This is a genomic window from Armatimonas sp. (assembly GCF_031410135.1).
In the GTDB taxonomy this organism is placed as follows: domain Bacteria; phylum Armatimonadota; class Armatimonadia; order Armatimonadales; family Armatimonadaceae; genus Armatimonas.
Window position 1 is genome coordinate 1 of record NZ_JANNYP010000264.1, and the last position, 22,884, is coordinate 22,884.

The following is a 22,884-nucleotide window of genomic DNA, read 5'->3' on the forward strand; positions in this document are numbered from 1 at the left end:
GGGGGGGGGGGGGGGGCGCCCCCCCCCCGCTTTTGCGACTGCCCGTGCGCCCTCTTCTGCTTGCGGATCGGTGTGCGTGATTTGGGTTGAGACGCGAATCAAAGCATTGAGGCGAGCGTCGGTTTTGTCGTGGGCGCAGAAGAGGCCGATGATGGGAGCGCGCATGGCGGGGCCGTTACCTGCGGAGAACACGCCCGAGTGCTCTGAGGAGACGCCCACCAGAAGCTTCAAGCAGGCTTGCGCGGTGGCTTTCCCTACTCCGGGGGGCAGGCTGAGAAACCACCAGCGCAGGCGCGAGGCCAGCTCGTGGCCAAATTTTTCCGGGTCGCCGCCTGAGGCGACTAGCGCCTGAGCCGTCATGATCGCATGCGCTGTGTCGTCGCTGACAAAGCCACGCCCGAAAAAAAGGCGGTGATTTTTGATCTCCCCAAAGAGTCGTGCGCGGCGCTTCGGATGTAGCCCTTCCGCAGGCAAGCCGATGGCATCCCCGACGATCATTCCCAGTAAACAGCCCTCCAATTGTTGTGTCGTCATTAAGACACCAACGAGAAATACTAGCTTTTGGTTACGGTTTGGCACGACGTTTGCGTTTATTGTTTTTTCTGAATGTTCTCTTCTCTCAACGACCTTCTTATCCGTCCTCTCACGAGAGCGGATAAAGGACTCCTGCCAGAAGCGCTTTACCAGGCGCTCTACGTTTCCCCGCAGGAGATTCCTCTCTCCCGTGACCTGCTCTCGCTGCCTGAGTTTGCCCGCTATATCGAGCGGTGGGGAGAGCGACGGGGCGATCTAGGGAGTGTTGCCATATTGAAAAACAGACATGTCATCGGTGTGGTCTGGCTCCGGCTCTTCCCTCGTGACACTCCCGGCTATGGTTTTGTGGACGAGCACACCCCCGAGCTTTTGATCTCGGTACATCCCGAGTGGCGTGGCTGTGGCATCGGGACAAAGCTCCTTGAGGTCACCCTTCAACAAGCGCGGGGGCACTTTCCCGCCGTTAGTCTGAGTGTAACACCGGGAAATCCTGCCCAACATCTCTATGAGCGTCTGGGTTTCACTGTGGTTCGCACCTGTATCAATGACATCACCATGCGTAGCATGCTTTAGGGCCGTCCTTGGTTTTGGTTGAGCTCCGCAATGCGTGTCACACAGGCCCGGTCGTCGTCGCTTTTCACAAAGGGCTCGATATCCCACAGATCTGCAGTGACGCGCATCGTGCCCTCTAGGCTCTGACCGTAGCGAAGGCAGGCTTCTAGGCTCTGAAGCTTTGGGGGAGTGTAGTGGCCCTGCTCGGCGAGGGCTTCGAGCGCTCCGTTGCCTGCGCGTGTGGGAAGAAGCGCCGCAAATGTCGCGCCACACTCGTGTGCCACGTCCAGCGAGCGACACCCCCACTCCACGCCCTCTTCCTCGGTGAGAAACGGGGGACGGACGAGCAGAAACACTCGAAGCGCGATCTGATTCAGGGCCAGAAAAGCAGCGGCGTGGCGGAAATCGGCGACGGTCATGCGCTTGTTGAGTTTCTCCAGAGCTTCTTCATGAACGGTCTCCAGCCCAATCGCCACTTCCAGCGTTGCGGGCGCGATGGCATCCTGAAAGGCCAGCACCCGCTCCACATGCTTTCCACGCAGAAACGCCGTGTGGCTCTCGACGATCACGCGGTCAAAGTGCCGCGCTTTGTCGGCGATGGCCTGATAGTCTGCTGTTGGCACTTGGCCGGGATCGAAAAAACTCCCCGCGTTGTAGAGCTTCAAGGCACACCCCATAGGTTCCTCCGTTGGACGGGGGTTAGGGGGCAGGCTCGCCACTTGTGCCGCAATCGCGCCGCTCTCAGTGGTCGTGTCGAGCGTGTCTTGCCAGAGGTCGCACATCAGGCAGCGGAAGGCGCACTCTCGGTTGGTGAGCAGGAGCGTGTGGCAGCGCCAGAGCGTGCCATCTGGGCCAGGCTCGTCTTCGATAAAGCTACCGTAGGGTTGCCTCGGATCGTGCGATGTCTTGGGGCCACGTCGCGCCAGAATCCAGCGGGTGCGCTCCGTGGGAGAGTCGGGGTAGAGCGGAAGAGAGAGCATCGCTTGGTATAATAGCACCATGCCCCGATCTATTGTTACTGGAGGCGCAGGATTCCTGCCCTCGCACCTGTGTGACCGTCTGCTGGCCGAGGGCCACGAGGTCATTGCTCTCGATAACTTTCTCACCGGCTCGCCAGACAATGTCGCGCATCTAAAAGACAATCCCAAGTTTTCGCTGATTGAGCAAGATGTCTGTCAGTCGTATGAGATCGAAGGCGCTGTGGACTTTGTCTTTCACATGGCCTCGCCTGCCTCACCTGTGGACTTCACCACAAAGGCTATTGAGATCATGATGGTCAATAGCGAAGGCACTCATCAGTCCCTGAAGCTCGCTCTGGCAAAAAAGGCAGTCTTTTTAATGGCCTCCACCAGTGAAGTCTATGGTGATCCGTTGGTGCATCCCCAGCCCGAAGAGTACTGGGGCAACGTCAATCCTATCGGCATTCGCGGGGTCTATGATGAGTCTAAGCGCTTCTCCGAGGCGCTGATCATGGCCTATCGGCGCTTTAAGGATGTCAACACCAAGATTTTCCGTATTTTTAATACCTATGGGCCACGCATGCGCCTCGATGATGGGCGCGTGGTGCCAAATTTTATTGGTCAGGCCTTGCGCGGCGATAATATTACAGTCTATGGCACAGGCACACAGACCCGCAGCTTCTGTTATGTTGCAGATCTCGTGGATGGAATCTACAAGCTCTCTCAGGCTCCCAAAGAAGTCTCCGGGCCGATCAATCTTGGCAATCCGACAGAAAGAACGATGTTAGAGTTCGCTCAGGAGATCAAGCGCCTTACCGAATCGCCGAGTGAGATTGTCTATGAGGAGCTAAAAACCGCCGACGATCCCAAGCAGCGTCGCCCCGATAATACGAAGGCGCGTGAGATTCTCGGGTGGGAGCCTAAGGTGAGCCTCGAAGATGGTCTTCGGGCGACCATCGAGTACTTCAAGGGTAAGATCTAATCCGAAAAATTGGGGCTTGACAGCAGGATAGCCCTTGTGTTATCCTGCCAACAGTTTTGCTGTCTCTCTCAAACGGGGGGACAAGATATACGAGGAAAAACCTATGGCAATCCGACGGCTCGGCGGCGTGGCAGCGCTCGGCGTTCCCACAGCCCTTTCACTTTTGATGGTGGCTCAGAATCAAGTTCAGGCACAGACCCCTGTGTCCCGTGGCACCGCAGCAGACCTGCGTGTCCTGACTCCGCTCAATGGTGAGATTATCGGCGCAGGCTCGTTCAAACTCGACTTTTCGTTCAAGAGCCGCTCTGCCGCTCCCATCACCCGTGTGGAGCTCTACGTAGATGGAACGCAGTGGGCAGGGCGAACGCTCGATGTCCCTAGCCTCGGTAACGTCCTGACCTTCGAGGTGGATGGCTCCACCCTTGCAGAGGGCACGCACACCTTCCAGGTTCGCGTTCTCAACCGTGTCGGCGCTGTCTCGACCGCGGATGTCCAGGTGGTTGCTCAGGGAAAATCAGGCACCCTCGGCAGCGAGAATGTTGCTCCCGCGAGTGTTGGCCCCGCTGGTGCTCCTCAGATGGCGTTCCGCGCGATGCCCTCCAAGCAACTAATGGGCACGGTCGAAGTCAAGATGGATGTCAGCGCTCCCGCGAACCAGAATCCCTATGTCTCGTTCTACGTGGACAAGCAGTTCAAGATTCTCAAGAACTACCCTCCTTACTCGTTCCTGTTTGATACGACCACGGTCACCAATGGCAAGCATGTCATTGAAGCGACAGGGTATTTGGAGTCTTCCAACGCTGCTACGACCCAGCGCATGGAGGTATTTGTCAACAATCCTGGTGGTAACACGGATCGCAATACCGGCATCAAGGATCTGGGAAATAAGGCTTCCGCCACTTCGACCAGCGCTACGACGACCACTATTGCCGATCGCAATGCCCCACAGCTCTCTGCCGTTCCGGGTGCTCTCGCGGCAGGTGTGCGTGCTGCATCGGGAGTGAAGCCGATCCAGTTGACACTGCCGGGTATCACCTCCAGTACGCGCTCCGTTGAGCCTGGTATGAAGGCTTCGATTGCCACTGCCTCAAGCCGTGTCTCCAAGACACCTGCGGCTACGGAAACGAAGCTGGCGATGCCGATTGCACAAGGGCTTCATGCACCGCAAATGGTTGCCACGGAAGTCGTCTTAGGACGACCGACGGCGGTTGCGCCTGGTGCCGCTACCCGCAAGGCAAGCGCTGTGGCCGCGCAAGCTGTCCGAACCACCACGCTGATGCTGCCTCACAATAGCGCCAAGCCTGCTCCACGTCCCGCACGGACACTAAAGCCGGTTCTGTCGAGCGCGATGTCCAATGAGTTAAGTAAGAAGCTCATGATAGCCTTTGATGGCTCTGCGATTAACTTCGATGTTGAGCCACGCATTGAGGCAGGCATCCCGCTTGCCCCGTTCCGTCAGATCTTCGAGCACACCGGTGGTCAAGTTACCTGGGCACCAGAGGCTCACACGGTTCGCGCCGTAAACGCGGATCGTGAAGTGATCATCAAAGTGGGCGCTCCCACAGCGACTGTTAATGGCGAGAGTGTGAAGATGGATCGCTCCTCCTTCATTGACCGTGGCCGCACCATCGTGCCGCTGAGCTTCGTGGGCAAGGCGCTTGATGTGAACGTGGACTTCGATCCCGCTACCGGCAGGTTGCTGATCACCAGCAAGAAGTAGTCTCTCTCTCAGCCCCGGCACTTCGTAGTCTGATAACTACGAAGTGCCGGGGTTTTTGTTTTTGGGTAAATCATGAATATACTGATTCTTGGCGGGACACTTTTTCTGGGACGGCACTTGGTCGAGGTGGCACAGAAACGTGGGCACTCTCTCACGCTTTTTCATCGCGGCAAAACCAACCCGGAGCTATTTCCCGATGTTGTCCATGTCTTCGGTGATCGAAGCGATGGGGACGCTCTCGCACAGCTTGAGGGACACACGTTTGATGCGGTGATTGATACCTGTGGCTACCTTCCTAGAGTGGTTCAAAAAAGTGCGCAAAAGCTCGCAGGCCGTGCAGGCTGCTACTGCTTTATCTCTACCGTCTCTGTCTATGCCAACTGGCCAGGAGCAGGAACCGATGAGGACTCTCCCGTTGCGATCTTGGAGGATCCCGCGACGGAGGAGCTGACGGGTGCGACCTACGGGGGGCTGAAAGCACTCTGCGAGCAGGAAGTGCTGGCCGCGTTTCCTGAGCAGGCGCTCATTATCCGCCCCGGACTTATCGTCGGGCCACACGACCCATCGGATCGGTTTACTTACTGGCCCCACCGCATTGCCCAAGGAAGGGAGGTGCTTGCCCCCGGCAGCCCAGAGCTTCCCACACAATGGATTGATGTGCGCGACCTGGCGGAGTGGACTATGCAGATGGTAGAGGGAGGGCGCACGGGGGTCTTCAACGCTGATGGGCCGGTGGTAGGGCTAGGACAGCTTCTGTCCACCTGCGTCTTGGCCAGTGGCTCCAATGCCCAAGTGACCTACGCGAGCGAAGCGTTTCTTCAGGAGCAGGAGGTTCAGCCGTGGCTAGAGCTTCCTCTCTGGATTCCCGGCATGATGGATCTTAAAGAGAGTGGTGCGACTCGCACCCAGCGCGCCCACCTGGCGGGCCTGAAGTACCGCACGGCGCTGGAGACGGTTCGCGACACGCTCGTCTGGGATAGCCAGCGCCCGCAAGAAAATGCCTGGAAAAACACGCTCACGCCCGAAAAAGAAGCAACTGTCCTCGCGGCGTGGAAAAGTAGCACGACTGGTTAGCACCGCCGGTTGGAGCGGCGGTGCTGGAGAGCTAAAGCTACGAAGGGCATACCGCCCATACCGAATATAACTTTATGGCCGGAACGGCCTTTGTAGCCGCAGGCTCGTTAGTCCTGCCGTTCCAACCGGTGGGACACGCCAACCGGCAGACTAGAAGTCGAACTTGTCGACGTTTTCTTTGGTGAAGATCATCGGGTCGGCTACCATGATTTTATTTAGGTCGCCGATCTCGCGCTCACCCATCGCGCCGACTTTGATCTTGGTGCCTTTTTCGGCTTTGGCCTCGCCTCTAGCCAGTGCCAGGCAGACATAGGCCGAGACGCTTCCCATGTCCACGGGGCTCCAGAGCATGATCTCGGGAGTGACTCCCTCTTTGATAAAGCTACGCATCTGGTTGGGGAGCCCCAGCCCAAAGACCCGCACGCCACCGTTCTTGGCGTTTGCTCCGCCGGGATAGACGCCACGCTGCTGGGCCACTTTTGCCGCCGCCGAGACCCCGACGGTGGTGGGAGCGATCACGCCCTTAAGATTGGGGTACTTGGTGAGCAAGCCCTCCATCTCCGTGGCGCTCTTCTCGGGCTTGTCGTCGCCGAAGACCGTGGCAACCAGCGGCATCTTGGCGTACTTGGGGTCTTTCCATGCCGCGTTCATCTGCTCCACCCAAAGCTTCTGGTTGGGGGAATCGCTGGTCGCGGAGAGAATCGCCACTTCGCCTTCGTAGTTGATTCCCTTACCCATTGTCTCTAAGATCATCCCGCCGAACTTGGAGAAGTCCGTGGCGAAAATTCCCACATCGCGGTGCGTCTCGTTGCCCGTCAGATCCGCATCCACGGTCACCACTTTCACACCCTTAGCCCGCACTTCGTCGAGCGTCCCATTGAGTGCATCTACCGAGTTGGCCGCGATACAGATCACATTGGCCCCACGCTGGACTTCGTCCTTGATGTAGCTGATCTGATTCGTCGCCTCCGCTTGAGCAGGACCGGTCATCGAGAACTCCGCGCCCTCTTTCGCGCAGACCTCTTTCATCCCCTTAGCAATCGCATCAAAGTAGGGGTTGCCCACGTTCTTGGGGATAAAGACCACCTTGATCTTCTTCCCATCACCACCCACAGGTTTAGGTGCTCCTGCCGGAGCAGGCGCTCCAGCATCTGTCGGCTTAGACTCGTCTGGCTTACAGCCCGTCATCAGTGCCAGTGCCGCCAGCGGCACCAGAGAAAGTAATGTTCGTCGCTTCATGTCTGATTATTTCGTGACTAAGCCTTAAGGTTCCTGCACAGATAACGAAGTGCGGATGTTATAGTTTTCCACGATCGTCTTAGGCAGGATATAATAATGGGTTGCCATGTACGAGCTGGTTGTTGAGAGGCATTTTTCTGCCGCACATTTTTTGCCGAACTATCCGGGGCCGTGCTCCCGGTTGCATGGGCATAACTTTATTGTCCGGGCCTATGTCCGTGGCGAGCGGCTAGACGCAAGTGGGATGCTGGTGGACTTTGGGATACTCAAGAAAGCGCTTCTGGGGATCTTGGAGCAGCTGGATCACTACTCTCTTAATGAGCTGCCTGCCTTTGCGACGCAGAGTCCGACCACGGAGAATATCGCGCGCTTGATCGCCGAGGAGCTAAGAAGATGCGATTTGGCTGGGGCACATGTGCATAAAATTGAGGTCTGGGAGACCCCTGGTCAGGCCGCGGCTTACTACCCGATAGATTGAACCAAAAACTATGGATGAGAGAGTACTTCCGCCCCCCATCACCCTGCGCGAGCTGGTGCGCCTTGTTGCCCGGCGCTGGTTGTTGGCCCTTTCGGTGTTTTTGCTAACGGTTGCGGCGACCTACTTGCTCACCAAGCGCATCACACCGGTCTACGAGAGTCGCTCACGGGTGCTGCTAGAATCGGGTAGTGGGAGCGGATCTGCGGGAGGACTTGGGAGCCTGTTGGGGCTTGTCACCGGGGGGAATAGTAGCGGAAATGCCTCGCTCGACACGGAGATGGAGAAAATCGAGACCCAGGAGTTTTACAAGAAGCTCCGGGTTCAGGCGGGTCTAGGAGACATGGGCCTTGATGAGATCCAGTTCCGACTCCAGCTCTCTGGAGGGCGGGGAGGTCAGGTGCTGGTTTTCAATGCCCGGGGAACCACACCTGAGCAGGCTCAGCGAATTGCCAACACGGCTGCCGTTCTCTACATTGAGCTGGCTCGCACCGATGCGAAAAATCGCATTCTCCTTGACCGAGATCGCTTGAAAACCGCCGCCGCTCTAGCCCGCCAGGAGAAAAATCGTACCGAGCAGGCGCTAGAGCGCTTCAATAAAGGCATGGCCGCCTCCGAGCCAACTGCCTACTTTAAAGGGCGGGCAGAGAGAACCATTGGGGTGCGCCGTGACCTAGAGGAGGCCAAGAAGCAAGAAGCCGTTCTAATCGCCCAGCTTGCCGCGCAGCAAAGCCAGCTTACGGAGCTTCCTAAAGAGATCATCAATGGCTACACACTCACGAAAAATCCCGTGATTGATGGTTACCGCGCCGAGATCGTGGCACTGAAGGCACAGCGAAAAGTGAAGCTTCTCGACTACCAAGTGGACAGTCCCGAGGTGCAAACCATAGACGAAGAGATCTCGGCAAAAGAAAAGGCGATTCAGGAGGCGCAGAAAACAGCCTTCTCTGAGGGCAGTAAGAGTGTGGGACGCAATCCCGATTTTTCCACAACTCAGAGTGAGATCTTGCGAAACCGTACCAGCCTGATCTCACTACGTAAGACGATTGGAGAGACAGAGAACTTGTTAGCCACTCTGGAGAAAGAGCAGAGCAAGCTCGCGGATAAACAATTTCAGTATCTCACCCTTCGGACATCGTTTGAGGCGGCGGCGGAAGCCGATAAGACGGCCCAGAGTGGCCTGATTGCCGCCACGATTAAAGAGGCAACCGGCCAACCCTATATTCGCGTGATTGACTGGGGGCGGAAGCCAGACTTCCCACTCTCCCCTAAGCCACTGCTCAACACGATCCTCTCGGTGTTTCTGGGGCTATTTCTGGGAATTGGACTGGCACTTCTGGCTGAGTATTTCTCCAATAAGCCGCAGCCTGAGGTCTTTAGTTTTGAGGAGCCACTGCCTGCACTTCCCATGGTAGGAGGCGTTCCTTTGCTCGGCACGGCTCCCGTGGGGGGCTCAGACCATCTCAGCGCACGCGACGAAGATCGCCTGCGGGAGATTGGCTACTGGCTGGCCCACCGCGAGTCAGGCGACCCTGTGCCGGTGCGCTTGCTCCTAGGCGTCCGCTCCGATGACCGGGCTGCCACTCTGGCCGGACAGCTTGCCAAAGTCCTTGGCCGAGATGGGGTGCGCGTGGCGGTTGAGGATGTGGATAGTCAGTCTATCGGGACACTTCCGGCGCTTTTGGCGAACCTCTCGGCAGCGGGCAATGACCTCATCTTACTCTCCGGGCCTGTGGTCTGGAACGTGCGCACGGTTGGTCCTCTGGAGAAAATCGCGGGTGGCTTAGTGCTTGTTGCCTCGCCTGATACCCCGGTTGAAGAGAGTGTCTCCCGCGCTCGACGCCTACTCACCAATGGCTACACCCCACGCTTTCACGGTGTGGTGGCTGCCGAAGAGCTTCCCGCTCTGTCTGCGATGGATCTAAAAATGGAGACAAATCCATGACCCCCTTTCTTGCTGCCTATCTCTTGCTCGCCCCGCAAGTGCAAGAGCTCCCGCCACCGGTTCCTGTGAGTGCCCCTACGACGACGGCTCCCCTCAATGTGCCCACGGACTACAAGCTTGACACCGATGATGTGCTCCAGATCGAGGTGGATCGCCACAGCTATCTCAATCGTGCGGTACGCATTCCTGTGGATGGTGCCCTCCGTCTGCCGCGCCTCCTCACTCCCATTCCCGTGCGTGGGCTTACCTGCGCCGATGTGGTGGAGAAGCTCACGGAAGCGCTTGAAAAAGAAGGAAAGCTGCGCCTGCGTAAGGGGCAAGTTCAGGTAGCACTGGCAGGGATTCGGATGCGGCGGATCTATATACGCGGCAATGCGACCTTTGGCCGTGATCTCGATCTGCGAAACGGCTGGCGTGTCACCGAGCTACTCACGATTCTGGGGGGCATTCCCCAGCCCGATCGAATCACGGTGCGCCTCCTCAATCCTGCCAGACCCGCGCCGCTGACACTCGATATTACCGGGATTCTCAAGAATCCTGACCATCCGCAGAATGTCTTTCTCCTAGAGGGCGACACATTGACCATGGATCAGCCGCTTCGTAAGCGGCTCTTTATCAAGGGGGAAGGCCCCCGTGGCCTGCATGAGATAGATGAGCGCTTTGGGCTACGTGCGGTACTCGCCCAGTTTGGCTACTCGGTCGTCAACGCATCAGGTGATCTGCACCATGTGATTCTCAAGCGTAAGACTATCCCCGGCGAGATCAACTCTCCCGAGACAACCCAGAAGCTTGATCTCTACGCCCTCCTCACGGATGAGACGATCCCGGAAATCCCTCTACAAGACCTAGACACGCTGGAGATTCCCCTGTCGCTTGACTTTGTCTATGTCTGGGGAGAGCTGGGGGGATCGCGCAAGTATCCCTTGCCACAAGACCGCAAGACCTATCTTCAGGACATCATGGCAAATGCCAGCATCACCACGGGCCAGGCGCGTATTGGGGCTATTAAAATCGCGCGGCTTGGCCCCGATGGCAAGTACACACTGCTGGGCGAGTTTGACTGGGGCAAATACCTTAAGGACTTCAAGCCAGAGCGCAATCCCGAGATCAAGCCACAAGATCTAGTCTACGTCCCCTCCGTACGCCATGCCGATCCCAGCACCGTCATCAACCAAATTGTTGGGGGGGTGCAGGGACTCTTCTTCCTGCGCAGTATTTTCAAGCTTTGAGCGAGCCTTCGATTATTGTTCAGAATATCTCCAAGAGCTTCCAGCGTACTACGGGACGCGGGGGCGATCTGCGGGAGCGCTTCGCCCGGCAGCTCCGAGGCGAGAAGCGTCCCTCGGGTGCGTTTCTGGCGCTCGACGATGTGTCTTTTTTGGTCCAGCCCGGCCAGCCCGTCGGGATTATCGGGCACAATGGCAGCGGCAAGTCCACACTCTTAAAGCTTCTCACGGGCATTTTGAAGCCGACCAGTGGCAGTGTCACCATCAATGGCCGTGTCGGGGCGCTGATCGAAGTGGGAGCGGGCTTCCATCCGGATCTGTCGGGCCGCGAGAATGTCTTTCTGGCAGGCTCAATCCTCGGGCTCACACGCCAGCAAGTCCACGAGCGCTACGACAGAATCGTAGACTTTGCGGGCCTGACGGACTTTATGGAGACTCCCGTCAAGCGCTACTCGTCCGGGATGTACATGCGCCTAGGATTTGCCATTGTCGCGCATCTCGACCCGGAGATTCTGCTGATTGATGAAGTCCTGGCCGTGGGCGATGCGATGTTTCAGAACAAGTGCCTGCGCTTTCTCAAAGACTTTGTGAAAAAAGGCGGAACGGTCTGCTTTGTGAGCCACTCGCTCAGTCAAGTGGAGCTTCTGTGCGAGACGTGCGTCTGGCTGGATCATGGGAAGGCACGCTTTATCGGCCCAACCTCAGAGGCGATTGCGCACTACTACGCCGTGATTGGGGAGCGCGAGGACGCCGAGTTTGCACGGCTCTACCCCGTGGAGTGGGAGGTGCAGCAGGCCGAGAAAAAGCAGCGGGAAGAAGCAGCCCAGCAGGAGGCCGAGCGTGTCCGATGCGAAGCCGAGGATGCGGAGCGTGCGGAGAGAGAGCGCCTCGCGGCACTGGAGGCTGAGCGAGCTACCGCCGAAGCGCTTCTCCAAGCCGCCGAGGCTGAGCGCAAGCGCGATCCCCACCGCGCCCGCCTGACCAGTGTCACCCTCCGCGACTCCCATGGGGTCCCTCGTACCCATTTCCAGAGTGGAGATAGTGTCTCTGTGGAACTCACCTGGAAATCCCCACGCACCCTCTTGGAGCCTGCCATCGGTTTTGATATCTTCGATACAAAAGATGGCCAGCATATCTTTACAACAAGTAACTACGACCATCAGATCTCTTTTGCAAATCTCAAAGGCGAGGGGACACTGCGCTTCACCCTGCCATTTCTAGCGCTGCCCATCGGGGAGTACCGTGTTCAAGTGAACCTGTATCCAGACTCCACACAGCCCGAGTGGTGGGACCAGCCCGAGGATCAACTCGAAGACGCCGTACGCTTTACAGTCAGCCATGAGCGTGTCACCAACGGACGGGTATTCCTTCCGGTACACTGGGAAAAATGATCAAGTACCTGCGCTACTTTAGCCACCGGCTGCGTCAGATTCAGGAGATTGTCGATCGGCAAGAGCAGGACGCCCGGCTTCTGCGCGAGCTGGCCGAGCGCCAAATGCGCATTGAGACGCAGCTCGCTACCCTTCCTGAGCTCACCGCGTGTCAGATCGCCTTGCAAGAGCAGCTCGGAGCGCTTCAGGCACAGCTTCGTCAAAACCAGGGCGAGCAGCTGGGGGAGCTGGCGGCGGTGCAAGCCACCACCGGCGAGACCCTGGCGCGGCTCAACACGGCCACGGAGCAGAACCAGGATACCCAGCACTTGCTACGTCAGGCACTCGGTCGTGTGGAACTGCGACAGACCGAGACGAAGCCCGAGTGGATAGACCAGGCAGTGCGTGTCTACTCGCAGTTCGGGGAGGACGGCTTTCTCGCCTACTTGTTGCGCCAGATAACGCCCTCGCGCCGTTTCTTTGTGGAGTTTGGTGTGGAGGACTACCGAGAGGCCAACACGCTCTGGCTACTGGAGCACGCGAAGTGGGCGGGGCTGGTGCTGGATGGTAGCGAGGAGAATATCGCCGCCCTGCGCTCGCGCCGCACCTACGAGCGCAATGATTTACAGGCCGAGGCCGCCTTTATCACCCGCGAGAATATCAATGCGCTGCTCACCCAGTACGGCGCGACGGGCGAGCTAGGGGTGCTCTCTATAGACATAGACGGCAACGACTACTGGGTCTGGGAGGCGCTGGAGGCGGTGACTGCTGATATTGTGATCCTTGAGTACAACTTCCGCTTTGGCCCTGATGCTGCCGTGGTCGTGCCCTACGATCCGAGCTTTGTCAAGCACGAAGCCCACCCCACAGCTCTCTACTACGGGGCCTCGCTGGGCGCACTGACACAGCTCGGGAAGCGCAAGGGCTATGACCTCGTGGGCTGTAGCGAGGGCGGCGCAAACGCGTTCTTTGTGCGCCGCGAGAAGCGCCCGGTGAGTGTCCCCGTGCGCACCCCACAAGAAGCCTTTGTCTACGGCACCCACGACGAGTGGCGCGAGTTGCAGCCCGACGGGGGCTATCGGCTACGAAAAGCAAGCTTTGCCGAACAGCACGCGCTGGTGATGAGCCTGCCACTAACAACCTTGGAGACTCCCCAATGAGCGATCCCTTGCGCGAGCGTATGGAGGAAGTCTACACCGCCTCCGTGACCGAGGAGGCACTGCCACAGGCCGACCCGCTAGAGCGCCGCTGGCAGGAAGTGGCGGGCTACGCGTCACTGTACTTCAATGATCTCTACCATACGTTTCCTCTGGCGCGGATTCTCAAGAAGACAGTGATTGCGGTGACCAAGCCGGTGCTCAACGAGCAAGTGGAGTTTAACCGTGCCGCCTGCGACGTGCTCTTTGATCTACGGCGGCGCTTAGCGGTCTCCGAGAAGCGCGTGCTGGAGCTGGAGAAGCGGCTGAAAGCGCTGGAGGATGTCGAGCGTGCGCGTCCTCGTTGACCTTCAAGCACTCCAGACCCACTCCAAAAACCGGGGGATTGGGCGCTACACCAGAGACTTGCTTCTTGCACTCGTGCCCCAGCTTGAGGCACAAGGGGCAGAGGTGGCGGTCTTTGCGGATGCGCAGCTGCCCGCGCCGGACTGGCCCGGTTTCATTAGTTTTTTTGATCCGGGGGAGTTTGCCAAAAACAGCCCCGAGAGTACGCTGATTCTAGAGACGTTTCTGCGGGCGCAGCAGGCCGATTGGGTCTTTGTACCAAGCCCCGTGGACGAGGGAGTGACCGTAGATTTCTCGCGGCTCCCCACCCGAGTCGCGACGATCTGCTACGACCTGATCCCGCTGATCTTCGCCGAGCGCTATCTCCCAAATCCCACAGATCGCGCCAGCTACGATGCGGCAATTGCAACAATTCGCACTGCGGATCAAGTCTTCGGTATCTCTGAGGCAACCTGTGCGGACACCGTGCGCCTCTTGCACCGCGCCCCCAGCACGGTGCACAATATCGCGGCGGGGGCATCCGCATTTTTCCAGCCTCTGAGTGAGGAGGAGCGTGCCCACGGGGCTGAGGCGCTCCGCACAGAGTTTGGGCTGGAACCCGAAGGCTTTGTGCTCTACACGGGCGGCGATGAGTGGCGCAAGAACATGGATGGCCTCATTCGTGGCTTTGCGCGGCTCTCGGTAGCCCGAAAAAACGCTCTCAAGCTGGTGATCGCCTGTCGGCTTCGCCCCGAAGTGATTGCCGAACTCAGGGAAGTCGCCAGGAAGGAAGGCATCGCAGAGCGACTGGTGCTCACCAACTTTGTCCCGGATGAAACGCTCCGTACACTCTATGGGCTCTGTGCGCTCTTTACGTTTCCATCGCGCTACGAAGGCTTTGGGCTCCCGATTATCGAGGCACTGGGCTGCGGTGCGGCGGTCTGTGCGGCGGATAACTCGTCGCTGCGGGAGCTGGTCACTGACCCGGCGCACCGCTACGACCCCGAGAGTCCACAGAGTATTGCGGATTGCCTGGAGCGCCTGCTCGCCGACCCAGTGCGGCTCAAAAAGCTTCGCACGGAGGCTCCCACACAAGCGGCGATGTGGTCTTGGGAGGCATCGGCGCGGCGGGTGGCCGGGGTTCTCCTTGCCACTACTGACCCCCCCCCGGTCTTCAGTGTCGCTGCGACCCGCTTGGTGATGCCTTCAATTGCCCATGTCTCGCCTTTGCCGCCGAGCCGCTCGGGGATCGCGGACTACAGCGCAGAGCTCCTACCGTACCTACACCATCACCTGCCCCTGACATCTTTTCCGCACGATGGCACGCCTGCTCTGGAGCGTCACAGCCTGATCATCCGACAGCTGGGCAACTCCGAGGTGCACGGGCAGATGTACGCCGAGCTCAAGCGTATCGCGGGTGTTACCGTGCTCCACGACTATGGCCTCGGCTCGATACTCCACTTCATCAGCCAGCACCGCCCGGAGTGGGGAGTGCGCTTCGCAGACGAGCTACGCCACCACGGCGGCACAGAGCTTGCCAGCGAGGTGCAAGCCAAGCTCACCAGCGGTACGTGGCAGCTGGGAGAGCTGGGAGAGCGCGGAGTCTTTGTCAATCGGCGTATCTTCACCCGCTCTCTTGGCGTGATTGTCCATAGCAAGTGGGCAAGATCACAGGCCTTAAGTGACCACGGCGATCTGTGCCCCGTAACGGTCATTCCACACCAGATGGCGCTTCCCAGGCCAGCCGAGCAAGAGCCTGCTGCTCTCCGGGCAAAACTGGATGTCCCGCAGGAGACGCTCTTAGTGGTCGCACCAGGCTTTCTGGCGGAGACCAAGCGCAGTGTGCCCCTATTGGAAGCCTTTGCCCAGCTCCATACCCAGCACCCCCAGAGCTCTCTGGTCTATGTCGGCTCCGCAGAGTTCTTCCCTGGCGGCTCGCTCGACTCCGAGATTCGCAAGCGGGGCTTGGAAAACGCCGTGCGTGTCACGGGCTACGTTCCGCACGAAACACTGGAGGACTACCTTCGGGTAGCCGATGTCGGGGTGGCGCTACGCTATCCGTTTGGCGGCGAGACCTCGGGCTCCGTCCTGCGCCTGCTTGCTCATGGCACGCCTCTTATCGTCACCAAGATCGGCAGCTTCGCGGAGCTTCCCGAGGATGTTGCGCTTCGCATCTGCCCCCCGACACAGGACGACGAAATAGCAGAGCTAGTTACCGCACTCTCCACACTCGCAAACGACAAAGCAAAGCGTCAGGCGATGGGCACTGCAGCGCGGGAGTGGATCGCACGTACCTGTGCGCCTGACACTTGCGCTCGCCAGTACGCCGCATTTATCGCCGAGATTTCCACGCTCCCCGAGACCCGCCAGAAGCTCGCCGCCGATGCAGCCGCCCGCACCGTGGCCGAGCGCGGCAACGCCAGCGAGCTGCTCTGGGAGCGTCTACGGGGCGCTTTAGGATGAAGCGGGCTCTTGGGCAGCTTGCGCATGCCTGGAAGCGGCGGGGTTTTCTGCGCGATCCGGCCCAGACAAAGCTTCCGCTTGGCTGGAATGTGAGCGGGCACTTCGATGGTGTACGCGGGGTAGCGGCGGCCTCGGCGGCGTTTCTGGAGGCGGCAAAGGCGACGGGCCTTCCCGTCGCGCTCAACCACCCCAATCCCTACGCCATGAATCTGGTAACCCTCAACACCGACTCGGTCGAGGCGCTGGCACAGCAGCATGGCGAGGGCTACTTTGCCGGGCGATGCAATATCGGGGTGTGGTTCTGGGAGACTCCCGAGCTACCCGACCGCCTTGTCCCCTGCCTCGCAAGGTTCCACGAGCTCTGGGTGACCAGCGCGTTCTGCCGCGACGCGATTGCGCCAAAATCTCCCTGCCCCGTGCAGCTAATGCCCTATCCCTTCACCCCGCCCCAGCCCGACCCGAAACTCACCCGCGCGGCCTTCGGCCTCCCCGACGATGCCACACTCTTTCTGACGGCCTTTGACTACGATAGCACTGTCTACCGCAAAAACCCCGAGGGCACAATTCAAGCGTTTGCCCAAGCCTTCGCCGATGGCGAGCGTGGGCACCTCACGATCAAGACCCTGCACGCCGAAAACCACCCTGCGGAGGCCGAGGCGCTCCGTCGCGCCGCGACGGGCCTCCCGGTGACGTTCCTCGACCGTACCCTCACGCCCCCCGAGCAAGCCAGCCTGCTCTCACTCTGTGATGCCTTTGTCTCACTCCACCGTGCCGAGGGCTTTGGCCTACATCTGCTGGAAGCGCTGGCGCTAGGCAAGCCGGTGATTGCGACAAACTGGTCGGGCAATACGGAGTTCCTCAACGCCGACAATAGCCTACCGGTGGACTTCACGTTGCGCCCCTTAGAAAAGACACTCTATCCCTACGAAGCGGGCCAGCTCTGGGCCGAGCCGGACATTGAGCACGCCGCCCGTCGCCTGCGCTTTGTCTATGACTTTCACGAAGCGGCCCAGGCCCTGGGGGAGAAGGCGCGGGGAAGCATCGAGCGCCACAGCGTCACGCAGACCGCCGCCGCGATGTGCGCACGCCTGGAGGAGCTGGGCCTGTGCTAGCCGTGATTGTTCTCAACTGGAATGGCGGCGACGACACCTCGCGCTGCCTGAAGAGCCTTGCTGCCTCCACGCTCCCACACCGCGTCTATCTCGTGGACAACGGCTCCACCGACGGTTCCCTCGACACGCTCATCGCCGACGTGGTGATCCGCAACGGACGCAACCTGGGCTTCGCGGGTGGCTGCAACGCGGGTGCAAAACAAGCCATCGCTGAGGGCGCAACCCAGCTCTTCTTCTTTAACAACGACGCCACGCTCGCGCCCGATACGTTAGAGAAGCTCCACGCCGCCCTCGCCGATAATGTCGCCGCCGTCTCGCCGCGCATCTTGGCCCTCCTACCCCAGCTTGCCCTCTTACCCCCCGGCCCCCTTCCTCCCAATAACAAGCCCTTCGGGTGGGAGGAAGGGGGAGACGTAGAGGGGGGAATTTGGTTTGAGCGCGGCCAGCTTACTTTGAACGAGTTCGTCATCGCCCGGCACGTTGAAGGCCCCGGCCCCAGTGACTTCTGCTCCGGCTGCGCCCTGCTTGTCCGCGCCGCCGATTTCGAGCGCGTGGGGGGCTTTGACGAGGCGCTCTTTGCCTACTACGAAGACATTGATCTGTGTTTGAAGCTAGGCGGAACCTGCAAAGTCATCCCCGAGGCATTGGCCTGGCACAAGGGCAGCGCGTCTACCGGCGGCAGCGAGTCCCCGCGCTCACTGTTCTACACGTTTCGTAACTCCCGCACGGTCGCCTTGCGCCACGGCTCGCCCGAACAAAAACAGCAGTACGAGCGCGCTTGGCTCCGGCAAGGGCTCTGGCTGGCCTCGTTTGTTGGCGGGCGCTCCAAAGATGCCGGAGCCGCCGCGCTTCTGGGCATGCTCTGCGCCCGCATCAAGCCCTCGGGCGAAATGCCTCGCTTTCCTCTCTGGTTCCTCTGGCCCCTCGCCCTTCTCAACCAGAGGCTCCCAAGACGCGATCGGATGGCAGTTTGAACCACTCACAGTACCCACCCGAATCCACCTGCCTCGTACCCACCCGCCTCGTCCCTCGGCACCCTCCCTCAGGGCAGGGAGGGTAGAAAACCCTCTCTGTGCTCCCCCTTTCCCTCTCCCCCTTCCTTCGTAGAGGGAAGGGGGCCGGGGGGATGGGTTCAATAAGTGAGATGGGTACGGAAATGGTTCAGATCACTTCCAAATAGTCTCGGTCGGGGAGCGCGGGGAATGGGGTGTGGGGTTCGGCTTGGTACCAGAACGCGACCGAGGCGATGTCGTCTTGGAGGGGCAGGTAGCGGTGCTTGCTGCGCCAGCCGAGGGCTTGGATCGTGACTTTGAGATCGGACTCGAAGCGCACGGGGTCCATGATGTGCCAGCGATACAGCCCGAAGCGCTGCTGGCACTTGTAGGCACCGTCGCCGCGGATCACTTGGGGGAGGCCTGCGTAAGGAGTGGAGAACTCCGTGTACTGGCCGTTTCTATCGAAGTTGTACGAGCCGCAGAAGTAGTCCTCGGTGCCGGTGCCGCAGATCGTGGGGTACTCGCCGTCGCCGTCGAGGAAGAACTTGATCTCGCCCTCGCCCCACCAGCCGGTGTTGTTGACGCCCCAGGCCATGTAGCACCCGACAAACTGCCCGTGCCCCTGAATGCCCTCGACAATCGTGTAGACGTCTTTGTACGGAAGCGGGTTGGTGCGCCGGAACTGGGCGTGGAAGTAGGCCGCATCGTTGGGGATTTCTGTGAGGGTGTAGTTGATCTGGTAGTAGAGCACCATCTCGTCGTAGCCGATGTTTTCGAGCGTAATTCGGCACTTCTTGCGAAAGGGCATCTCCCAGTAGCAGTTAAACGCCGAGCCAGGATTGACGCAGACGGGCAGCGAGTTCACGTGAGCGTACTGACACCAGCCGTTGGCGAAGAAGTCCCCCACCGGGCACTCGACCGAGGGAGTTTCTTCGTCGTCCCAGTAGAAGCGCAGGATCGAGTAGCGCCAGTTGCCCGTCGGGGTCATCCAGATCTGCTGGATCGCACCGGGGCCGTCTATTTCGGCGAGCGTAAACGTCGTCCCGGCGGCGATCTTGACATACGGGCTGAGCTTCCAGCCGATACCGAGATCGCGGGCACACTCTTTCGCGGGGCCATCCTCCGACATCCCCCCCTTGCCCTTTTCGCCCGTGAAGTTCTCCGGAGAGATCGAGCGCGTCTTTGCCATCGAGAGCCGGGAGAGGTTCCCGAGGTTCATTCCAAGTCCGTTAAACATAGGGCAAGGTTCGTGGCCCCTTGCCCCATTTCCTGCTACAAAAACCCTTCGCTTGCCGGAGGGTGATGAGCCTAAGCGAGTCGGGAGGTACGTCGGCGTGCGATCACAGCAACGCCACCCAGCGCAAGCAGCGCCAGCGTGCCGGGTTCCGGCGCCGATGCTCCGCCCACACTCATCGTGAAGCTCCCCGTTACTCCTGTAATTGATCCCGCAGTATGGCCCTGCACGTTCGTCACAACGGCGAGAAAGCTCGTGCTCCCCGCCGTGTTTGTGAAACCTAATACCTCCCCAGCGCCACTGCTACCTGTATCAGCTACGTAGTTGGTCGCCAAGTTATTGGGATCAACCAAACTACGGTAGAGCGCCACAAAGATGTCAAATCCCCCTGTGTTCTGCGTGACGGTAATGGTCTGTCCCACCGGAATCGTGACGGCTTGGGTGAAGAAAAAGGTGGTGTTATTTCCAAAGTTACCAGGAAATGCTTTTTGCACGCCCGCCACACTGGGAGTGCCATTACGGGTAAGCCGGTTGGGGCCGAAGGGTTCGGCTCCTGTGAAAGTGACAGTGACCAACTGTGCATGGGCGTGTGGTGCCCCTAGCACAAGGGCAGTCAGAGCAAGAGCAAGCGTAGCTCCAAGTCGAGTACGAGTCATTTGAGTTTCCATCCTTAAGAACGTGTCTTGTCACCTAGCTAGTGCCAGATATAAAAGACCTACTATATTCTAACCTTTTTAACTAAACATAAAACATTTTAAGTAACATTTCTTTTAAGGAAAAACGCATCTAGTTAAGTTCCGTTTGACAGAAATCTATTTCGGCTCTACAATGGTCCCTAAGAGGAGTGCTAAAACAATGCCTGCAAAGCGTCTTGATCAGTGGAATGAGTACCTTGCCCATATCAGTAGTCTCTGGGATGAGATAGGGGCTGATTTCAAAGTGGGGGATATGACCCGAAGTGAGTTTTCGTCATTAGTCAACGAGTGGGTGTCGCTACAAACTCGGATTACAGAGATCGAAACTCAGCTTGGCATCTTACTGGATCAGCGTCAGTCGAGCGTCAAGGCAATTCAGTCGTTCGGTGTTAGGTTCCGTACTGCCGTGATCGCCAAGTATGGCAACCAACATCCGATGGTGAAGCGCGTCCCTAAGCTTCAGCCTACCCGAGCCCCTAAAGTGCCGCCCCCTACGCCTTAGAATAAGGCCACGATGAATCTACCGGGTACACAAAATCCGTTTTGTGTACCCGGTCAGGTAACGAGCGCCTTTACTTCATAAACACGGCGACCGCAATAGCGAGCAGGCTCACAGCAACGACTCCAGTGTGCATGCCGCCACTGAGGCCTTTTTTGCGGCTCGCTTCGATCATCCCTACCACGGCGAGACCAAGTAGAAGCTTAATGCCGATCTTCATGTGATTGACCGGGTCGGCACCGGGGCTCTTGGCCAGCATCTCTTTGATGCCAATAAGCAGAAGTCCGGTCACAAACGCGAGGCGTGCGCCCCAGACGGCGCTGGCGGCTAGCTTTTTCTCGGTGGCTCCGGAGAGCGTCAACACGCCCCCGAAAAGCGCGGCCCAGGAGATAAAGTGCGCCAGCTTCAATACGAGTCTTACTTGTTCCATAGACTGCTTATATCATCTTGCTTCCCCAAGAACAAAACTATGGTACTGTGAAGGTGCATCTTTGCGTACTGGCTCTGGAAGCCGGTACGCTTTTTGTTTTTATAAGGTGCAGACAAAGAGGTACCCCTTGGGTAACAAAAAAACAGAGGCGAAAGAGAACAACCGCCATGTCCGCACCGAGATGGCGCGGCATAGCGTGGACTGTGGCGAAGTGCAGGTTCAGTGCCTGCACGGCGTGGTTCATCTCTACGGTCGTGTTCGAGCGATGCGGGGCCATGAGGAGACATTTTCCGCAGAGCGAGATGCCCTCTTGAAAGGCTTACGTCAGCGGGCGGGGGTTCGTGATGTGATCGCGGAGTGGCAGATCATCGGTTAGGAGCGGGTACACTTGCCTCCATGAAAACAACGCTAACACCGTTTCATATTGCGGTTCCCGTGCGCGATATCGCTGAGGCGCGGGAGTTTTATGGAGGCATTCTCGGGTGCTCCGAGGGGCGCAGCACGGAGCACTGGGTAGACTTTAACCTCTTTGGGCACCAGTTTGTCTGTCACTTAAACCCGAATCTGGGTAAGGACGGCCAGCTCACGGCGCACTACAACGGCGTGGACGGTCACGGCGTGCCGGTGCCGCACTATGGTGTGGTGCTGGAGATGCCGGTCTGGGAGGCACTCGCGGCGCGGCTCAAAGAGCGCGGTGTGGTGTTTGTGATCGAGCCCTACATTCGCTTTCAAGGCGAGGTCGGGGAGCAGGCGACGCTGTTCCTGATGGACCCGACCGGCAACGCGCTGGAGTTCAAGGCTTTTGCCGATATTAACGGCCAGCTCTTCGCGACCTAGCGTGGTGTCCATGCCAGCACTTGCCTGGCTTTACGGAGGAGTAGCTCTAGCTCGGGATAGGGAATTTCTTGCACCGATAAGTAGGCGTTCTCAATAAAGAGCCAGGCGGCCAGTGCCGATGACTGTCCCAGGATCATAAAGACCGGCTCCATGCGGATCGAGCCGTAGGCGATATGGCTGGAGGCAAGGCAGACGGGCACAAAGAGGTTCTTGCACTCGCGGTGGCGAGGGACAATCGCGCGGTAGGAGATGGGATACGGTGGCGTGCTGACTTGCACATCGCCCTCGTTCTTGACCGCGCCCTCCACGACCACGCGGTTGCAGTTGTGCGAGTCCATGTTGTAGCTCCCCAGCCCCACCGAGTCCTCTATCTTAAGCTTGCCCTTGCAGTGGCTCTCGGTCATCACCACATCGGTGACCATGCGGCGCGCCTCACGAATGTAGAGCTGTCGCGACCAGCCGCCCGTCTCCACAAACTCATCGCGACAGAGTCCCCACTCGCTCCAGCGCTCGCGCAGCTCGGCAGGGACACTCGGCTCGTTGCCCATATACCACATCAGCCCCTGCTGGTAGCGCACGTGCTCCTGGAAGATCTTCTCCCGCTCGGCATAGCCCGCCTCGGGGTACTTATGATTAGCCCCGATAAAATCGGTCGAGAAGCCGCCATGGTTGTTCTTATCGAACTTGCCTTTTTGCAGCGGATCAAACTTATTGAAGAACTCATTGGCCCCTGCTTTGATATAGCGCGTGAGTAGTTCGTAGTTTTTTTTGTCGTAGGCGATGGGCTTGGGGTAGGGAATTTTATTGGCCAGTGTCTTGGTGAGACAGAGGCGGAAACAGTACGCCTGCACACTCTTGTCGCCGCTGCCAGGCGCAAGTGGCTTGGCTTGAATGCCAGGAAGCAAGCCGCTTTTGGGATCGTTCTCCACCACATACGGCGAGACGGGCTTGAGGAACTGATGCTTGTCACGGATCTGGTAGCCATTAAGCGTCTCCCCATAGACTTTATTGCTCTCCCGACCCACGGTGTAGCTCACGCCCGCCTTGGCCATCAGATCGCCT

The 22,884-nt window shown here is 58.9% G+C and carries 23 protein-coding genes; 16 read left to right on the forward strand and 7 right to left on the reverse strand.

What is annotated here, in order from left to right; all coding sequences use genetic code 11:
- A partial coding sequence (locus RMO15_RS09810; protein ID WP_309711319.1) for an ADP-ribosylglycohydrolase family protein occupies positions 1-534 on the reverse strand: 534 nt, incomplete at its 3' end.
- Between the two features lie 72 nt (positions 535-606).
- Here RMO15_RS09810 and RMO15_RS09815 point away from each other — a divergent pair.
- Positions 607-1,107, forward strand: coding sequence for a GNAT family N-acetyltransferase (locus RMO15_RS09815; protein ID WP_309711322.1), 501 nt, complete (start codon positions 607-609; stop codon positions 1,105-1,107).
- Here the strand turns inward: RMO15_RS09815 and RMO15_RS09820 are convergent.
- On the reverse strand, positions 1,104-2,087 hold the full coding sequence (locus tag RMO15_RS09820) for a hypothetical protein (protein ID WP_309711325.1): 984 nt from the start codon (positions 2,085-2,087) through the stop codon (positions 1,104-1,106). The genes RMO15_RS09815 and RMO15_RS09820 overlap by 4 nt on opposite strands.
- Between RMO15_RS09820 and RMO15_RS09825 the strand changes: the two genes are divergently transcribed.
- The 3 genes from RMO15_RS09825 (at position 2,086) to RMO15_RS09835 (ending at position 5,821) form a co-directional block, all read left to right on the forward strand.
- Positions 2,086-3,027 carry an SDR family oxidoreductase gene (locus RMO15_RS09825; protein ID WP_309711327.1) on the forward strand — a complete coding sequence of 314 codons (942 nt, stop codon included), beginning with the start codon at positions 2,086-2,088 and terminating at the stop codon, positions 3,025-3,027. The genes RMO15_RS09820 and RMO15_RS09825 overlap by 2 nt on opposite strands.
- 103 nt (positions 3,028-3,130) lie before the next feature.
- Complete coding sequence (locus tag RMO15_RS09830; protein ID WP_309711329.1) at positions 3,131-4,747, forward strand: copper amine oxidase N-terminal domain-containing protein; 1,617 nt, start codon at positions 3,131-3,133, stop codon at positions 4,745-4,747.
- Between the two features lie 72 nt (positions 4,748-4,819).
- A complete protein-coding gene (locus tag RMO15_RS09835) occupies positions 4,820-5,821 on the forward strand; it encodes an NAD-dependent epimerase/dehydratase family protein (protein ID WP_309711332.1) in 1,002 nt (333 codons plus the stop codon).
- 150 nt (positions 5,822-5,971) lie between these two features.
- On the opposite strand, the gene RMO15_RS09840 is transcribed toward RMO15_RS09835, so the two are convergent.
- The gene (locus tag RMO15_RS09840; RefSeq protein ID WP_309711335.1) at positions 5,972-7,060 is read right to left on the reverse strand and encodes a substrate-binding domain-containing protein; all 1,089 of its coding nucleotides are present in this window, start codon (positions 7,058-7,060) and stop codon (positions 5,972-5,974) included.
- A 106-nt stretch (positions 7,061-7,166) separates the two neighbouring features.
- Here RMO15_RS09840 and queD point away from each other — a divergent pair, with 106 nt between their 5' ends.
- From queD to RMO15_RS09885, 9 genes are read left to right on the forward strand one after another with little or no spacing between them, the layout of a single operon-like run.
- The gene (gene queD, locus RMO15_RS09845; RefSeq protein WP_309711338.1) at positions 7,167-7,538 is read left to right on the forward strand and encodes a 6-carboxytetrahydropterin synthase QueD; all 372 of its coding nucleotides are present in this window, start codon (positions 7,167-7,169) and stop codon (positions 7,536-7,538) included.
- A gap of 10 nt (positions 7,539-7,548) precedes the next feature.
- Positions 7,549-9,480: a Wzz/FepE/Etk N-terminal domain-containing protein gene (locus RMO15_RS09850; protein WP_309711341.1), complete on the forward strand. Its 1,932-nt coding sequence runs from the start codon at positions 7,549-7,551 to the stop codon at positions 9,478-9,480.
- A complete protein-coding gene (locus tag RMO15_RS09855; RefSeq protein ID WP_309711344.1) occupies positions 9,477-10,709 on the forward strand; it encodes a polysaccharide biosynthesis/export family protein in 1,233 nt (410 codons plus the stop codon). The genes RMO15_RS09850 and RMO15_RS09855 overlap by 4 nt, the downstream gene beginning before the upstream one ends.
- Positions 10,706-12,097, forward strand: coding sequence for an ATP-binding cassette domain-containing protein (locus RMO15_RS09860; protein ID WP_309711347.1), 1,392 nt, complete (start codon positions 10,706-10,708; stop codon positions 12,095-12,097). Before RMO15_RS09855 ends, RMO15_RS09860 begins: the two co-directional genes overlap by 4 nt.
- Positions 12,094-13,236, forward strand: coding sequence for a hypothetical protein (locus RMO15_RS09865; RefSeq protein WP_309711351.1), 1,143 nt, complete (start codon positions 12,094-12,096; stop codon positions 13,234-13,236). The genes RMO15_RS09860 and RMO15_RS09865 overlap by 4 nt, the downstream gene beginning before the upstream one ends.
- Entirely contained in the window at positions 13,233-13,580 is a 348-nt protein-coding gene (locus tag RMO15_RS09870; protein WP_309711354.1) for a hypothetical protein, read from the forward strand. Before RMO15_RS09865 ends, RMO15_RS09870 begins: the two co-directional genes overlap by 4 nt.
- Positions 13,564-16,020 (forward strand): glycosyltransferase, encoded by a 2,457-nt coding sequence (locus tag RMO15_RS09875; RefSeq protein WP_309711356.1) that lies wholly within the window; start codon positions 13,564-13,566, stop codon positions 16,018-16,020. The genes RMO15_RS09870 and RMO15_RS09875 overlap by 17 nt, the downstream gene beginning before the upstream one ends.
- Complete coding sequence (locus RMO15_RS09880) at positions 16,017-17,132, forward strand: glycosyltransferase family 4 protein (protein ID WP_309711359.1); 1,116 nt, start codon at positions 16,017-16,019, stop codon at positions 17,130-17,132. The genes RMO15_RS09875 and RMO15_RS09880 overlap by 4 nt, the downstream gene beginning before the upstream one ends.
- Complete coding sequence (locus RMO15_RS09885; protein WP_309711362.1) at positions 17,126-18,106, forward strand: glycosyltransferase family 2 protein; 981 nt, start codon at positions 17,126-17,128, stop codon at positions 18,104-18,106. The genes RMO15_RS09880 and RMO15_RS09885 overlap by 7 nt, the downstream gene beginning before the upstream one ends.
- A gap of 187 nt (positions 18,107-18,293) precedes the next feature.
- Here the strand turns inward: RMO15_RS09885 and RMO15_RS09890 are convergent, their stop codons facing one another.
- Positions 18,294-19,364 (reverse strand): glycoside hydrolase family 172 protein, encoded by a 1,071-nt coding sequence (locus RMO15_RS09890; protein ID WP_309711365.1) that lies wholly within the window; start codon positions 19,362-19,364, stop codon positions 18,294-18,296.
- Between the two features lie 71 nt (positions 19,365-19,435).
- Positions 19,436-20,017: a PEP-CTERM sorting domain-containing protein gene (locus RMO15_RS09895; RefSeq protein ID WP_309711367.1), complete on the reverse strand. Its 582-nt coding sequence runs from the start codon at positions 20,015-20,017 to the stop codon at positions 19,436-19,438.
- A gap of 199 nt (positions 20,018-20,216) precedes the next feature.
- Between RMO15_RS09895 and RMO15_RS09900 the strand changes: the two genes are divergently transcribed.
- Positions 20,217-20,558: a hypothetical protein gene (locus RMO15_RS09900; protein ID WP_309711370.1), complete on the forward strand. Its 342-nt coding sequence runs from the start codon at positions 20,217-20,219 to the stop codon at positions 20,556-20,558.
- A 70-nt stretch (positions 20,559-20,628) separates the two neighbouring features.
- Here RMO15_RS09900 and RMO15_RS09905 read toward each other — a convergent pair whose 3' ends face one another.
- Positions 20,629-20,985, reverse strand: coding sequence for a hypothetical protein (locus tag RMO15_RS09905; protein ID WP_309711373.1), 357 nt, complete (start codon positions 20,983-20,985; stop codon positions 20,629-20,631).
- 127 nt (positions 20,986-21,112) lie between these two features.
- On the opposite strand from RMO15_RS09905, the gene RMO15_RS09910 reads away from it, so the two are divergent.
- Both RMO15_RS09910 and RMO15_RS09915 read left to right on the forward strand, forming a co-directional pair.
- Positions 21,113-21,361, forward strand: a complete 249-nt coding sequence (locus tag RMO15_RS09910; RefSeq protein ID WP_309711375.1) for a hypothetical protein — start codon at positions 21,113-21,115, stop codon at positions 21,359-21,361.
- Positions 21,362-21,381: 20 nt separating this feature from the next.
- Positions 21,382-21,822, forward strand: coding sequence for a VOC family protein (locus RMO15_RS09915; RefSeq protein ID WP_309711378.1), 441 nt, complete (start codon positions 21,382-21,384; stop codon positions 21,820-21,822).
- On the opposite strand, the gene RMO15_RS09920 is transcribed toward RMO15_RS09915, so the two are convergent.
- The coding region (locus tag RMO15_RS09920; RefSeq protein WP_309711381.1) for an FAD-dependent oxidoreductase at positions 21,819-22,884 on the reverse strand (1,066 nt) is incomplete at its 5' end. The genes RMO15_RS09915 and RMO15_RS09920 overlap by 4 nt on opposite strands.